Source organism: Rhizobium sp. AN6A (assembly GCF_900215635.1).
GTDB lineage: Bacteria > Pseudomonadota > Alphaproteobacteria > Rhizobiales > Rhizobiaceae > Agrobacterium > Agrobacterium tumefaciens.
This window is the reverse complement of sequence record NZ_OCNC01000004.1, coordinates 1,098,126-1,112,500: the sequence shown is the minus strand read 5'-3', so window position 1 is coordinate 1,112,500 and position 14,375 is coordinate 1,098,126. Positions and strand designations below refer to the sequence as shown.

Below are 14,375 nucleotides of genomic sequence, written 5' to 3'. Positions count from 1 at the left end.
TGATGGGCGATGCCCCTGTCATTCAGAGCCTCGGCCGCACATATCCAATCGACATCCGCTACGAGGACCGCTGGCAGGGTGTGCCGGTCGAAGAGAAAGTCACAAAGGCGATTACCGAAGCCCATGCCTCGGAAACGGGTTCCATTCTTGCCTTCCTTCCGGGGCAGGCGGAAATTACCCGCACGGCCAACCGGCTGGAGGGGCGTTTTTCCGACGATACAGATATCATCCCGCTTTACGGCAATCTTTCGCAAAAGGAGCAGGATGCGGCGATCAAGCCGGCACCGGCCGGACGGCGCAAGATCGTGCTTGCCACGTCGATCGCAGAAACATCGATCACCATAGACGGCGTGCGTGTGGTGATTGACAGCGGGTTGCAGCGACTACCGGTTTTCGAACCGGCAACGGGCATCACGAGACTGGAGACAGTGCGGGTTTCGCGCGCCTCCGCCGACCAGCGGGCGGGCCGAGCCGGGCGAACGGAACCCGGCGTTGCCATCCGCCTGTGGCATCCGGGACAGACGGCGGCGCTCAACGCCTTCACGCCACCGCAAATTCTGGCCAGCGATCTTTCCGGCCTTGCACTCGATCTCGCCCATTGGGGCGTTCATGATCCTTCCGCGCTTTCATTTCTGGATGCCCCTCCCGAAGCGGCATTGAAGGAATCGATCGCGCTTCTCAAAAACCTGGGCGCACTCGATGAAAGCGGCGCGCTGACGCGACGCGGCCACCTGATGCGCAGCCTCTCACTACCGCCACGGCTTGCGGCAATGGTAATTGCAGCGGCGAGCGAAGGTGCGGGAAAAAAGGCGGCGATGCTCGCCGTCATGCTGACGGAACAGGGACTGGGCGGAACCGACATCGATCTCGATGAAAGATTGCGGCGCTTTCTTTCCGAGAGAAGCGAAAGGGCGCAAGCGGCGCGCAAGCTGGCTTCGAGACTTCTCGATACGATCGGCGATGCGCAGACTATGAACGAACAGCCAAGCGAGGCTGGCCCCTTGCTGCTGCACGCCTATCCGGACCGGATTGCGCTTCAGCGTGGAGCGCGCGGTCGTTATGTGATGGCGAATGGCCGGGGTGCAGAACTTGCCGAAACCGAGCGGCTGGCGGCGAGCAGGATGCTGGTGGTTGCCGATATTACCGGGCGTGCGACACAGCCGCGCATCCTTTCCGCAGCAAGCATCGAGCGCACCGAAATAGAAGAGCGGATGCCGCATCTTATTGTGCAGCAGGACCAGCTGCTATTTGACAAGGCAAGCGGTCAGGCGCGTGCACGCCGCGTCACGCGCCTAGGCGCCATCATCCTCGACGAAACGCCCCTGCCCCGCCCGGAGGGCGAACAGGCGGCGCAGGCACTTGCCAACGGCGTTCGGGAATTTGGTATCGGAATTCTTCCGTTCACAAAAGAAACCCAGCAGTTGCGCGACAGGATAGGCTTTCTGAATGCCAGCATCGGCGACCCCTGGCCGGATGTCAGCGATGCTGCATTGCTTTTACGGCTGGATGAATGGTTCGTGCCCTTCCAGCACGGCGCCCGCAGCCTTCAGGATATCCGGCCCGGCAGCCTTTCCGAGGGACTTTTAGCCCTGGTGCCTTATGAGGTCGCACGCGATCTGGGCAGGCTTGCGCCGACGCATTTCGAAGCGCCGACAGGCCAGCGGCATCCTATTCGTTACGATGCCAGCGAACCGACGCTTTCCATTCGTGTGCAGGAGCTTTTCGGGCTGACGGCTCATCCCGCCATCGCGCAGGGGCGGTTGCCGCTGCTGCTGGAATTGACCTCGCCGGCGCACAGGCCGATACAGACGACACGCGATCTTCCCGGTTTCTGGGCAGGATCGTGGAAAGATGTGCGGGCGGACATGCGCGGCAGGTATCCGCGCCATCCATGGCCTGAGGACCCGGCATCGGCATTGCCGACCAGCCGCGCAAAACCGCGCGGAACGTGATGACGATGAAAAGCGCAAAGGAGATGAAGGTGGCTGGCCATCCGATCGAAACAACAAGGCTTGGCCGCGCCAGCCGCAGGATAAGGCTGCAAACCATCGTATGGTTGCGCTGGCTGGCGGTGGCCGGGCAAAGTGCGACGATCCTGCTTGTTGCTTTCGGCTTGAACTTCCCCCTGCCACTTCTGGCTTGCAGCCTTTTGATCGGTGCACTGGCGCTTGCCAACCTGTTTCTCACCGCGCGTTTTCCCTCCACCTATCGTCTGGAGCCCTGGGAAGCGACATTGCTGCTGGCATTCGACCTGCTGCAATTGACGGCGCTTATCTACATTACCGGTGGTCTTTCCAATCCTTTCGCACCGCTGATCTGCGTGCAGGTCATCATCGCCTTCGCCTCGCAGCCGCTTCGGCACTCGCTTATTCTGCTCGCCTTTGCCGTCATCTGCTCGACGGCAATCGCTTTTTCGCCGTTTCCGGTTCCGTGGTATCCCGGTGAGGTGCTGCCGATCCAGCTTCTGCTGCATGTGGGCACCTGGGTCGCGATCATTGCCACGACCTCTTTCGCGGCCTTTTATGCCTATCGCGTTTCGCACGAGGCCAATCAGCTGGCCGATGCGCTGGCTGCGACCGAACTGGTGCTGGAGCGGGAAAAACATCTCTCGCAGCTAGACGGTCTGGCCGCCGCTGCGGCACACGAGCTGGGCACGCCGCTGGCGACAATCAGCGTCGTCGCCAAGGAAATGGAACGGGAACTCGGAAATGATGAAAGGTTTGGCGAAGACATAGCGCTGCTGCGCAGCCAGAGCGAAAGATGCCGTGATATTCTGCGCCGTCTTACATCACTTTCTACCGATGATGAGGAGCATATGCGCCGCCTGCCGCTCTCCTCGCTGATTGAGGAGGTGATGGCGCCGCACCGGGAATTCGGCATCCGTCTCGATCTCGTCGAAAAGAACAACCGGATCGACGAGCCGGTCGGCATCCGGAATGCCGGCGTTATTTACGGGCTGGGCAATCTCATCGAAAACGGCGTGGACTATGCGCGGGAAAAAGTGACCGTGACCGTGGACTACGATTCGCAGAATGTCGCCGTCACCATTGAGGATGATGGACCGGGTTATGCCCATGACGTGCTTGCCCGCATTGGTGAACCCTATGTGACCGAACGTCACAACGACACGCGGGCTGGAGGGCTGGGACTCGGGCTGTTCATTGCAAAGACATTGCTGGAACGCTCCGGCGCCACGGTTACCTTCGAAAATCGCGGTTTGAGCGGAACCGGAGCGCGGGTCACAATCGTCTGGCCTCGAGCGCTTATGGACGATAAAAGAGACCGTTGACTTTACCATCCACGTGGAAGCGGCGATAAGAAGAAAAAGCCGACTAAGTTGCCGAAAGGCCTGAGACATGACGACAGAAGACCAGACCCCCATCAGCGCGACAACGGATGACGACGACCCGATCGGAGCTGACAGATCGCTGCTGATCGTCGATGACGACGGTCCCTTCCTGCGCCGGCTTGCCCGGGCCATGGAAACACGCGGATTTATCGTCGATACCGCCGAGACGGTCAGCGAAGGCATTGCCCGTTCCAAGGCTGCGCCGCCCAAATATGCGGTCGTTGATTTGCGGCTTACGGATGGCAATGGTCTCGAGGTCATCGAAGCCATTCGGCAGTACCGGGACGATACGCAGATTGTCGTCCTGACCGGCTACGGCAATATCGCAACCGCCGTTACCGCCGTGAAGCTTGGGGCGCTGGATTATCTTGCCAAACCCGCCGATGCGGACGATGTCTTCAATGCGCTGACGCAGCGCAAGGGTGAAAAGACTGAAGTGCCCGAAAACCCGATGTCCGCAGACCGGGTGCGTTGGGAGCATATTCAGCGCGTATATGAAATGTGCGAGCGCAACGTCTCGGAAACCGCCCGCCGGCTTAACATGCACCGGAGAACGCTGCAGCGCATTCTGGCGAAACGCGCGCCGAAGTAGAGCATTTACAGTAAAAGTGCGAAGCGGTTTTACATCCGGAAATAGGCTGGAACCGGGCATCACTCTCCGAAGCTGCGCCCGGTCGTCCACTCCGCCAGCATCAGCCGGGTTGCGGCGGTTCTCGAGAAATCCAGCATCACCGATTTGCGGGTTGCGGGCGGTAATTTATGCTCCGGCGCGTCGCGAAGCATATGGGCGCCATAGCCATCCGACAGGATAAGCCCACATTCTTCCGGAAAGATTTCGACCGGCACTTCCGGATGGGTAGCGAAAAACAGCCGGTCGCAATGCAGGCGGTATTCCGGCCATTTGCGATCGACACGGAAGTCCTCGATCGAGGATTTGATTTCGATAATCCAGATTTCACCCTTTGCCGAAAGGCTGATGAGATCGGCCCGTCGTCCGCTTGCAAGCGGCAGTTCCGGCAAAACCGAATGTCGCATCTCGTGCAAAAGCACCTGAACGCCGCGGCGCACCAGCATCGCCTTGTCCGACTGGCGACCGTCAATTAACGGATTATTGTTGGTAAGCGAAAGAATAGTCATGGATAAAGGCTACTGAGGCATTTGGCCTATTGTTGCAAAAAGGCAATCAACCGGCAATTTTAAAGTCACATTCGTCCTGCAGCAGCGTATCGGCTTGCCAAGAACGGCTTAATGGAAAATAACCGATTTATCCAATTAAGCCTACTCCTTCGCACAATTTGGCGAATTTTCCGCGAGAACGATATGCGCATCCGTACCTCATTGACTGCACTCGGTCTGACGGCAGCACTGGCTCTGGCCGGCTGCGCCGAAACCACATCCCAATCATCCGGCCAGGTAGCGGCGTCAGTGCCGGTCGCTAACCCGGTTCCGGCAAAGGTCGAAACCGTCCAGATCTTCAACGATGTTTACGGCCCTGTGACCGACGCGGGCTATGCGCTGCCCGCCATCCCGATCAATCGTGTGAACGAGAAGTTCCGTCGTCAGATCGTCGAATTCCAGAATAGCGAACGGCCGGGCACGATCATCGTCAATACGCGTGAGCGTTTCCTTTATTATATCCTGCCCGGCAACCGCGCAGTTCGTTACGGCATCGGCGTTGGCAAGGCTGGTTTTGCCTGGGCCGGCGAAGCCTATGTCGCCTGGAAGCAGGAATGGCCGATGTGGCATCCGCCGAAGGAAATGGCCGACCGCAAGCCGGAAGTCGCAAAGTATGTCGAGGCAGGCATGGGTCCGGGTCTTTCCAACCCGCTCGGCGCGCGCGCCATGTATCTCTTCAACGAAAAGGGACAGGACACGCTGTTCCGTATCCACGGTTCGCCTGAATGGGCATCGATCGGCACCGCCGCCTCTTCCGGCTGCATCCGCATGATCAACCAGGACGTCATCGACCTTTACAGCCGCGTCCGCCCCGGCCGCAGCACCAAGGTTGTCGTGATCCAGTAAGATCAGATACCAGACAAAGAAAAAGCCGCCGTGGAATTCCCGGCGGCTTTTTTGTTTCTGGAGCACTCCCAGTAAAAGTGCATAGCGGTTTTAAGGTAGAGCACGTCGAACATTCCGTTCAGACAAGACGTGCTCTGGAGTGCCTGTCGGCCTCAAGCCGCCTGCTTCGCCTTCAGTTCGAGGCGACGGCGGTGCAGAACCGGTTCCGTATAACCGTTAGGCTGCTCCCGGCCTTTCAGCACAAGTTCGACGGCGGCCTGAAAAGCGACCGATCCTTCAAAGTTGGACGCCATCGGCAGATAGGCCGGATCTCCGGCATTTTGGCTATCGACCACGGCGGCCATACGTCTCATGGTCTCAACGATCTGCTCTTGCGTGACCACGCCATGGCGTAGCCAGTTTGCCATATGCTGCGCGGAGATGCGTAGCGTGGCGCGGTCCTCCATCAGTCCGACATTGTTGATGTCAGGCACCTTGGAGCAGCCGACGCCCTGATCGACCCAGCGCACGACATATCCCAGAATGCCCTGCGCGTTGTTGTCGAGTTCGCGCTGGATTTCCTCGGGCGTCCAATTGGGACGCGGCACGACCGGCACCGACAGAATATCGGAGAGTTTTGCCCGGCCCCGGCTTTTCAGGCCGTCCTGAACGGCTGCGACATCGACCTTGTGATAATGCGTGGCATGCAGCGTCGCAGCCGTGGGTGAAGGTACCCAGGCGGTGTTGGCGCCTGCCTTCGGATGCGCAATCTTCTGCTCCAGCATGGCGGCCATCAGGTCAGGCATGGCCCACATGCCCTTACCGATCTGCGCATGGCCGGAGAGGCCGCATTCCAGACCGATATCGACGTTCCAGTTCTCGTAAGCCGCAATCCAGGCCGCCTGTTTCATATCGCCCTTGCGGATCATCGGACCCGCTTCCATCGAGGTATGAATTTCGTCGCCCGTGCGGTCGAGGAAACCCGTATTGATAAAGACGACCCGGTCTTTCGCCGCGCGAATGCTTTCCTTGAGGTTGACCGTGGTGCGGCGTTCCTCGTCCATGATGCCCATTTTCATGGTGTTCGGCGCCATACCGACAAGCTTTTCGGCCCGCGTGAAAATCTCGTTGGCAAAGGCGACTTCCTCCGGCCCATGCATCTTCGGCTTGACGACATACATGGATCCGGCGCGGGAATTCTGGCGACGGCCGGAGGGGCCGACATCGTAAAGCGCAATCAGCGCTGTGACGACGGCGTCCATGATGCCTTCCGGCACCTCGCGGCCATCCTTGTCGACGATCGCCGGATTGGTCATGAGGTGACCGACATTGCGCACCAGCATCAGGGAGCGCCCCGGCAGAGTAAGTGCTCCGCCATCGGGGGCGGTGTAATAACGATCCGGGTTGAGACTACGGGTGAAGGTGTTACCGCCCTTGGAAACCTTCTCCGTCAGGTCGCCACGCATCAGGCCAAGCCAGTTGCCATAAACCAGCACCTTGTCCTCGGCATCAACAGCAGCAACGGAATCCTCGCAGTCCATGATGGTTGTCAGCGCCGATTCGAGAATGACATCCGAGATGCCCGCCTTGTCACCCTTGCCGATTTCCGTCGAGGGATCGATGACGATCTCGGTGTGCAGACCATTCTTGCCAAGCAGGATCGTTGCCGGCTTTTCCGCATCGCCGGTAAAGCCCTTGAATTGCTCGGCATCTTTCAGGCCCGTTTTGCTGTCACCGATTGCAAGCTGCAAGAGGCCGTCAACGATCTTGAAGCCGGTTACATCCGACCAGCCTGCCGTTTCGAGCGGAGCTGATTCGTTGAGGAAGTTCCGCGCCCAGGCGATAACCTTTTCGCCGCGTTTCGGATTATAGCCCTTGCCCTTTTCCGCACCGTCGGCGTCAGAAATAGCATCCGTGCCGTAAAGCGCATCATAAAGCGAACCCCAGCGGGCATTGGCGGCGTTCAGCGCATAACGGGCATTCATGACCGGCACGACAAGCTGCGGGCCTGCGACAGCGGCAATTTCCGAATCGACATTGCTGGTTTCGACCTTGAAGCCGGGTCCTTCCGGCAGCAGATAGCCAATTTCCTTCAGGAAGCCCTCATAGACATCAAAATCCGTTGGGGCGCCATTCTGCTGGTACCAGCCATCCAGTTTTTCCTGCAAGGCGTCGCGCTTTGCGAGCAATTCACGATTCTTGGGGGAAAGCTCGTGGACGATGGCCGAAAAGCCTTCGAAGAAGGTTTCTGCATCAAGACCCGTGCCCGGCAGAACGTCATCCGTCAAAAAAGCATAAAGCCTGTCATCAATGGAAAGACCGAATTTATTGGTGCGGCTCACATGCGCCTCCTCTTTATCTTAAGGGCGCAGATTGGACGCTGATACAGGCGCTCGTCAATTGCGAGAGACAACCAAATATTATTTCCGTTTTGGAAAGAATGCCGACGATAATCGTCTTTTTCTACAAAAGCGCCTGCAAATCCTTTATGCGGTCGTTCACCAGCCAGCCGTAATAGTTTTCTTCCGGCAAAAGCGGCTGTTCCCCACCTGCGGCGCGCTGACGATTCTTCTGGGCGAGAGCGGCGGCGCGCTGCGCGGATCCGCCGACATTATAAAGCGTGGATGTTACACCAGGATTTTTGGAAACATCCATGTCGGCAATCGACCTGTAGTCGTCGATCGATTTGCGGATGGAGGCTGCCATAAAGGCGAGCGAGCGATCCGGGTCCATGATCGCGGTATAAACGGCGGTCGCATCGTTTTCGTCGAGCTTCTCATAACCTGAGGTTTTCGACACCATGTCGGACAACATCAATGCCGTCAGCGGATTGATCTGGCCGAGACCGAAGGTCTGTCCGGCATAAAAGGGCTGGAAAAATACGGCGCTGAAACGATTGTTCGGATAGGCAACGCCATCTACCGTCTTGCCGCGGAAGCTGTCGTCCCAGACGTCTTCCCGACAGTTCCAAAGGCTATAGGAATCCTTTTTCGACTGGCACTTGGCAAATTGCGAATGCGTCAGAAACTGCGCGATGGTTTCGTCCTTGTAGCCGAAACGGAAGCTGCTGCCGGCATAGGAGGCAGCCTTGACGTAGTAGGATTGCAGGCGGTCATAGGCGTCGACGTTATAGGTGTGCTCGCCGACAATCGCCCCGATCATGTGGATCGGATCGATACCGTAGCGCCCGGCGGTAGATTTGATCTTGCCGATCAGTGCCTTGTCGGAAGACAGGAGGTCGATCACCTTCTGGTATTTACGCTCGAAAGACGTATTGGAACCCTTGGTTCGACGTGCGGAAGCCCCCGGAATGCCCGGCTGCTCGGCATTGCGATTGCCAGGCGGGACGACCATCGCGGCCTCGGCATAAGAAGACGAGACGACGGTGAACGTCAAAGCGGCGGCAAATGCCAGAAGAGTTTTGCGCACGAGCGAATGCCTTTTCTCAAGCCGACCTCTCCCGAACCAAGAGAAAACCGGACCATTCCATAAAGCGGTTCCAACCGGAATGCAGCCTTTCCAATAAACAAAAAGGGGGCTGAATGCGAGACAAGGCCATAAAATAAAAGAGTGCGGCAAATGTGGCCGCACTCTCCTGTCGTTGCTCTCCGAGATATTCAGAGAATATAGCGGGACAAATCCGTATCGGCGGCAAGATCGCCGACGTGCTTTTTGACATATTCCTGATCGATCTTGACGGCAGAGCCACCACGATCGGGTGCGTTGAAGGAAATCTCGTCGAGAACACGCTCCATCACCGTCTGCAGGCGGCGCGCACCGATATTCTCGACCGACGAGTTGAGATGAACGGCCACGTCGGCCAGAGCGTCGATCGCATCGTCCGTGAAGTCGAGATCGAGTTCTTCCGTCGCCATCAGCGCCTTGTACTGGCGGATGAGGCTTGCTTCCGTCTCGGTCAGGATACGGCGGAAATCCTCCTTCGTCAGCGGCTTCAGCTCGACACGGATAGGCAGGCGGCCCTGAAGCTCCGGCAGAAGGTCGGACGGCTTTGCCACATGGAACGCGCCGGATGCGATGAACAGAACGTGGTCGGTTTTCACCGGCCCGTATTTGGTCGAGACGGTCGTGCCTTCAACGAGCGGCAGAAGATCGCGCTGCACGCCTTCACGCGAGACGCCGGCACCCATGCCGCCATCGCGGGCGGCGATCTTGTCGATCTCATCAAGGAAGACGATGCCGTCATTTTCCACCGACTTTACCGCTTCGCGCTGGATCATGTCATTGTCGAGCAGCTTGTCGGACTCATCGCGAACGAGATCGGTATAGGATTTCGAGACGGTGGTGCGCACCTTCTTGGTGCGGCCGCCCATGGCCTTGCCGAACATTTCCGACAGGTTGAGAACGCCGATATTGGCACCCGGCATGCCGGGGATTTCAAAACCGGGCATGCCCGAACCGCTGTCGGCCACTTCGATGTCGATTTCCTTGTCGTCCAGCTCGCCGTCGCGCAGCTTCTTGCGGAAGCTCTCACGTGTCGCGGGTGACGCGGTCGATCCGACCAGTGCGTCGAGCACCCGCTCTTCGGCGCTCTGATGCGCCTTGGCCTGTACTTCCGCGCGCTTCTTTTCACGCACGAGGCCAATGCCGATCTCGACCAGATCGCGGATGATCTGCTCGACATCGCGACCGACATAACCGACTTCGGTAAATTTGGTCGCTTCGACCTTGATGAAGGGCGCGCCGGCAAGCTTGGCGAGACGGCGGGAAATCTCCGTCTTGCCGACACCGGTCGGTCCGATCATCAGGATGTTTTTCGGCATGACTTCGTCGCGCAGGCTCTCGTCGAGCTGCTGGCGACGCCAACGGTTGCGCAGTGCAATCGCGACCGCACGTTTCGCATCATGCTGGCCGATGATGTGGCGATCCAGTTCCGAGACAATTTCCCGGGGAGAAAAAGTGGTCATTCTGTCCTCTCGGCTTTCCTGTTCCGGCCGGCCATTCTGGCCCGGCCCACAGGACCCTTGGGTGAGAAATGGGGGTGAGAAATATGCTTACTCGGCGTCGAGGGTTTCGATGACGAGGTTATGGTTGGTGTAAACACAGATATCGGCGGCGATATCGAGCGACTTGCGCGCCACCTCCTCTGCCGACTTGTCCGTATCCATCATGGCACGGGCAGCCGCAAAGGCGTAGTTGCCGCCGGAGCCGATGGCGATCGCGCCATGTTCAGGCTCCAGCACGTCACCATTACCGGTGATGGCGAGTGTCGTGGATTTGTCGGCCACCAACATCATGGCTTCGAGGTTGCGCAGATATTTATCCGTGCGCCAGTCCTTTGCAAGCTCTACGGCCGCGCGCATGAGCTGACCGGGATATTGCTCGAGTTTCTTTTCGAGACGGTCGAGCAGCGTGAAGGCATCCGCCGTTGCGCCGGCAAAACCGGCAATCACTTCACCCTTGCCAATGCGTCGAACCTTGCGGGCGTTGCCCTTCATGACGGTCTGGCCAAGACTTACCTGACCATCGCCAGCCATGACGACCTTGCCGCCCTTCCTGACTGTAATAATCGTTGTCATCAAACACCTGTCTGCCCTACCGGGCCTGCGGTTAACGGGCCGGCATCCGGCCCTTCTCGGCATCTATGTAAGTTTGCTTTTCACGATTGCAAATCCTGCCCGCACTGCACTGTTTTGCGCAGATCATGCAAGACGATGGAACAACTGGATATTTGTGTCTCGTGCTGATAAGGAACGGCGACATTTTCACGGAGCGGCCACAGATGGCAGAACGTAAAGGCGAGATCATCCGCAAGACCAACGAAACCTCGGTTTCGGTGCGCGTGGATATCGACGGCACCGGCAAGTCGACAATTTCCACTGGGGTGGGATTTTTCGATCATATGCTGGACCAGCTGAGCCGCCATTCGCTGATCGACATGGATATCGAGGTTCAAGGTGACCTGCATATCGATGATCACCATACGGTGGAAGATACCGGCATCGCCATCGGCCAGGCCATCGCGAAGGCGTTGGGTGACAGACGCGGCATTACCCGCTATGCCTCGCTCGATCTTGCCATGGATGAGACGATGACCAAGGCTGCCGTGGATATTTCCGGCCGTCCCTTCCTCGTGTGGAATGTCAACTTCTCCGCGCCGAAGATCGGCACATTCGACACCGAGCTTGTGCGCGAATTCTTTCAGGCGCTGGCCCAGAATGCCGGCATCACGCTGCATATCCTGAACCATTACGGCGCCAACAACCATCATATCGCCGAAACATGCTTCAAGGCCGTTGCCCGCGTTCTTCGCGCGGCAACCGAGATCGACCCCCGGCAGGCAGGCCGCGTTCCCTCGACAAAGGGCATGCTGGCCTGACCGCCAAAGCTGTCAGGAAGCCCATGACAAGCTATCTCGTTCTGGAAGCCCCCAACGGGCCGGACAGGGACCACAAGACGACCCGCTTCATAGCAGACCGTTTCGTCTGGCTGGCACTTATTGCGCCCTGGCTGTGGCTGGCCGTAAACCGGCTGTGGCTGGCCGCGATCGTCGTATTTGCAGTTCTCGTTCTGGCCGGTTGGGCATCAATGTTATCCGGATTCGAACCGGTGGGCATTTTGTGCAGCGTCGCCATTGCCCTCATCACTGCACTGGAGGGGCGCGATTTTCTCGTCCGGCACCTGATCGGCAAGGGCTGGAAGATGACCTCGGTCATTTCCGCCCCTGATCTTTCGAGTGCCGAAGAGATATATTTCTCCGATCTTTCCGAAAATACCGAGCCGTCGGGACAGCTGTCGCAGCCTGTATGGACCCCCTCACCGCAGAAGAGCGGTGACAAAAACTTCGTCAACGATCCCTCCGGATCGTTTCTTTTCGACTTGAATGGAAGGCGCTGACATGCGCGTCGCGATCATCGACTACGGTTCTGGCAACCTGCGTTCGGCCACCAAGGCTTTCGAGCGCGCCGCCCGCGAAGCTGGCATCAATGCAACCATCGACCTGACCGATAAGCCGGATCACGTCGCATCTGCGGACCGCATCGTCCTGCCAGGCGTCGGCGCCTATGCCGATTGCCGCGCCGGTCTCGAAGCTGTGCCCGGCATGCATGAGGCGCTTATCGAAGCCGTCGAGAAAAAAGCCCATCCCTTCCTCGGCATCTGCGTCGGAATGCAGCTGATGTCTTCGCGCGGTCTCGAAAAGACTGTCAGCACGGGGCTTGGCTGGATCGAAGGCGATGTCATTGAAATGACGCCCTCCGATCCGACGCTTAAAATCCCGCAGATTGGCTGGAATACGCTGGAAATCCGGCATCAGCATCCCCTGTTCGACGGTATCAAGACTGGCGCTGACGGCTTGCATGCCTATTTCGTGCATTCCTATCATCTGGCGGCGAAACATCCGGCGGATGTCATCGCCACCACCAATTACGGTGGCGCGATGACGGCTTTCGTTGGTCGCGACAATATGGCTGGCGCGCAGTTCCACCCGGAAAAAAGCCAGACGCTCGGCCTCGCCCTGATTTCAAATTTCCTGCGCTGGAAGCCCTGACATGATTCTTTTTCCCGCAATCGATCTTAAAGACGGCCAGTGCGTTCGCCTGAAACTCGGCGATATGGAGCAGGCAACCGTTTACAATACCGACCCCGGCGCGCAAGCGAAGTCCTTCGAGGACCAAGGCTTCGAGTGGCTGCATGTCGTCGATCTCAACGGCGCCTTCGCGGGCCAGACGGTGAATGGCGAAGCGGTCGATGCCATTCTCAAGGCCACGACAAACCCGGTGCAGCTTGGCGGCGGCATCCGCACTCTCGATCATATTGAGGCGTGGCTCAGCCGTGGGCTTGCCCGCGTCATTCTCGGCACCGTGGCGGTGCGCGATCCCGTTCTGGTTATCGAAGCCTGCAAGCGTTTCCCCGGTCAAATTGCCGTCGGCATCGACGCCAAGGGCGGCAAGGTTGCCGTGGAAGGCTGGGCGGAAGCGTCAGAACTCGGCGTCATCGAACTTGCCAAACGTTTCGAAGGTGCCGGCGTTGCCGCCATCATCTACACCGATATCGATCGCGACGGCATTCTGGCCGGCATCAACTGGGCCTCGACGCTCGAACTGGCAGATGCCGTGTCGATCCCGGTCATCGCCTCCGGCGGCCTTGCCTCCATCGACGACATCAAGCGCATGTTGCAGCCGGATGCCGCAAAGCTAGAGGGCGCAATTTCAGGCCGCGCGCTTTATGACGGGCGCATCGATCCTGCCGAGGCGCTCGCCCTCATCAAGGCTGCCAAGGAGGTAAGCGCATGACCCTCAAAGCCCGCGTTGTTCCCTGCCTCGATGTGAAAGACGGCCGAGTCGTCAAGGGTGTGAACTTCGTCGATCTTATCGACGCCGGCGACCCAGTCGAGGCGGCGAAGGCCTATGATGCGGCGGGAGCGGACGAACTCTGCTTTCTCGACATCACTGCCTCGTCCGACAATCGCGACACGATTTTCGACGTGGTATCGCGCACGGCCGACCATTGCTTCATGCCGCTGACCGTCGGCGGCGGCGTCCGCGCCGTGGCTGACATCCGCAAGCTGCTTCTCTGCGGTGCAGACAAGGTCTCCATCAATTCCGCAGCGGTGAAGGATCCTGATTTCGTCGCGCAGGCTGCCGACAAATTCGGCAACCAGTGTATCGTCGTCTCCATCGACGCCAAGCGGGTTTCGAAGGACGGGGAAGACGGGCGCTGGGAAATCTTCACCCATGGCGGACGTCAGCCAACCGGGATCGACGCCGTGGAATTTGCCATCAAGATGGTCGAACGCGGTGCCGGCGAACTGCTCGTCACCTCGATGGACCGCGATGGCACCAAAAGCGGATACGATATCGGCCTGACACGCAGCATTGCCGATCAGGTTCGCGTGCCCGTCATCGCCTCGGGTGGCGTCGGAACACTGGATGATCTGGTAGCCGGCGTTCGTGATGGCCATGCGACCGCGGTGCTTGCCGCTTCCATCTTCCACTTCGGCACCTATTCGATCGGGCAAGCCAAGAGCTACATGGCCGAGCATGGCATCGCCATGCGTCTCGACTGA

Annotated in this window: 14 protein-coding genes (1 of these 14 only partly in view); 9 read left to right on the top strand and 5 right to left on the bottom strand. The window is 58.7% G+C overall.

Features of this window, described 5'->3' with window-relative positions:
- The 3 genes from hrpB to CRO62_RS17900 all read left to right on the top strand — a co-directional run.
- Positions 1-1,952, top strand: partial view of an ATP-dependent helicase HrpB gene (gene hrpB, locus CRO62_RS17910; protein ID WP_097101064.1) — the 3' portion only. Its footprint begins 535 nt before the window's first position; 1,952 of the gene's 2,487 nt are visible here — the last part of the coding sequence; its start codon lies off the left edge, out of view; the stop codon is at positions 1,950-1,952.
- A gap of 29 nt (positions 1,953-1,981) precedes the next feature.
- The gene (locus CRO62_RS17905; protein ID WP_075807707.1) at positions 1,982-3,289 is read left to right on the top strand and encodes an ActS/PrrB/RegB family redox-sensitive histidine kinase; all 1,308 of its coding nucleotides are present in this window, start codon (positions 1,982-1,984) and stop codon (positions 3,287-3,289) included.
- A 67-nt stretch (positions 3,290-3,356) separates the two neighbouring features.
- Positions 3,357-3,941: an ActR/PrrA/RegA family redox response regulator transcription factor gene (locus CRO62_RS17900; RefSeq protein ID WP_003516258.1), complete on the top strand. Its 585-nt coding sequence runs from the start codon at positions 3,357-3,359 to the stop codon at positions 3,939-3,941.
- A gap of 59 nt (positions 3,942-4,000) precedes the next feature.
- Here CRO62_RS17900 and CRO62_RS17895 read toward each other — a convergent pair whose 3' ends face one another.
- Complete coding sequence (locus CRO62_RS17895; RefSeq protein WP_013635204.1) at positions 4,001-4,486, bottom strand: MmcB family DNA repair protein; 486 nt, start codon at positions 4,484-4,486, stop codon at positions 4,001-4,003.
- Positions 4,487-4,669: 183 nt separating this feature from the next.
- Between CRO62_RS17895 and CRO62_RS17890 the strand changes: the two genes are divergently transcribed.
- Positions 4,670-5,371, top strand: coding sequence for a L,D-transpeptidase (locus CRO62_RS17890; protein ID WP_097101063.1), 702 nt, complete (start codon positions 4,670-4,672; stop codon positions 5,369-5,371).
- A gap of 152 nt (positions 5,372-5,523) precedes the next feature.
- Here the strand turns inward: CRO62_RS17890 and CRO62_RS17885 are convergent, their stop codons facing one another.
- The 4 genes from CRO62_RS17885 to hslV form a co-directional block, all read right to left on the bottom strand.
- The gene (locus tag CRO62_RS17885) at positions 5,524-7,692 is read right to left on the bottom strand and encodes a malate synthase G (RefSeq protein ID WP_097101062.1); all 2,169 of its coding nucleotides are present in this window, start codon (positions 7,690-7,692) and stop codon (positions 5,524-5,526) included.
- A gap of 121 nt (positions 7,693-7,813) precedes the next feature.
- Entirely contained in the window at positions 7,814-8,779 is a 966-nt protein-coding gene (locus tag CRO62_RS17880) for a DUF1402 family protein (protein ID WP_097101061.1), read from the bottom strand.
- Positions 8,780-8,967: 188 nt separating this feature from the next.
- Positions 8,968-10,275 (bottom strand): ATP-dependent protease ATPase subunit HslU, encoded by a 1,308-nt coding sequence (gene hslU / locus CRO62_RS17875; RefSeq protein WP_003516274.1) that lies wholly within the window; start codon positions 10,273-10,275, stop codon positions 8,968-8,970.
- A gap of 87 nt (positions 10,276-10,362) precedes the next feature.
- Positions 10,363-10,887 (bottom strand): ATP-dependent protease subunit HslV, encoded by a 525-nt coding sequence (gene hslV / locus CRO62_RS17870; RefSeq protein WP_003516283.1) that lies wholly within the window; start codon positions 10,885-10,887, stop codon positions 10,363-10,365.
- A gap of 203 nt (positions 10,888-11,090) precedes the next feature.
- Here hslV and hisB point away from each other — a divergent pair, with 203 nt between their 5' ends.
- Genes hisB through hisF form a run of 5 tightly spaced genes read left to right on the top strand, consistent with a single transcriptional unit; the run spans position 11,091 to position 14,375 of the window.
- Positions 11,091-11,687 carry an imidazoleglycerol-phosphate dehydratase HisB gene (gene hisB / locus CRO62_RS17865; protein WP_003516285.1) on the top strand — a complete coding sequence of 199 codons (597 nt, stop codon included), beginning with the start codon at positions 11,091-11,093 and terminating at the stop codon, positions 11,685-11,687.
- A 23-nt stretch (positions 11,688-11,710) separates the two neighbouring features.
- A complete protein-coding gene (locus CRO62_RS17860; RefSeq protein WP_097101060.1) occupies positions 11,711-12,205 on the top strand; it encodes a DUF2628 domain-containing protein in 495 nt (164 codons plus the stop codon).
- Position 12,206: 1 nt separating this feature from the next.
- Entirely contained in the window at positions 12,207-12,857 is a 651-nt protein-coding gene (hisH, locus tag CRO62_RS17855; RefSeq protein WP_097101059.1) for an imidazole glycerol phosphate synthase subunit HisH, read from the top strand.
- 1 nt (position 12,858) lies between these two features.
- Positions 12,859-13,602 carry a 1-(5-phosphoribosyl)-5-[(5-phosphoribosylamino)methylideneamino]imidazole-4-carboxamide isomerase gene (gene hisA, locus CRO62_RS17850; RefSeq protein WP_097101058.1) on the top strand — a complete coding sequence of 248 codons (744 nt, stop codon included), beginning with the start codon at positions 12,859-12,861 and terminating at the stop codon, positions 13,600-13,602.
- Positions 13,599-14,375 carry an imidazole glycerol phosphate synthase subunit HisF gene (gene hisF / locus CRO62_RS17845; protein WP_097101057.1) on the top strand — a complete coding sequence of 259 codons (777 nt, stop codon included), beginning with the start codon at positions 13,599-13,601 and terminating at the stop codon, positions 14,373-14,375. The genes hisA and hisF overlap by 4 nt, the downstream gene beginning before the upstream one ends.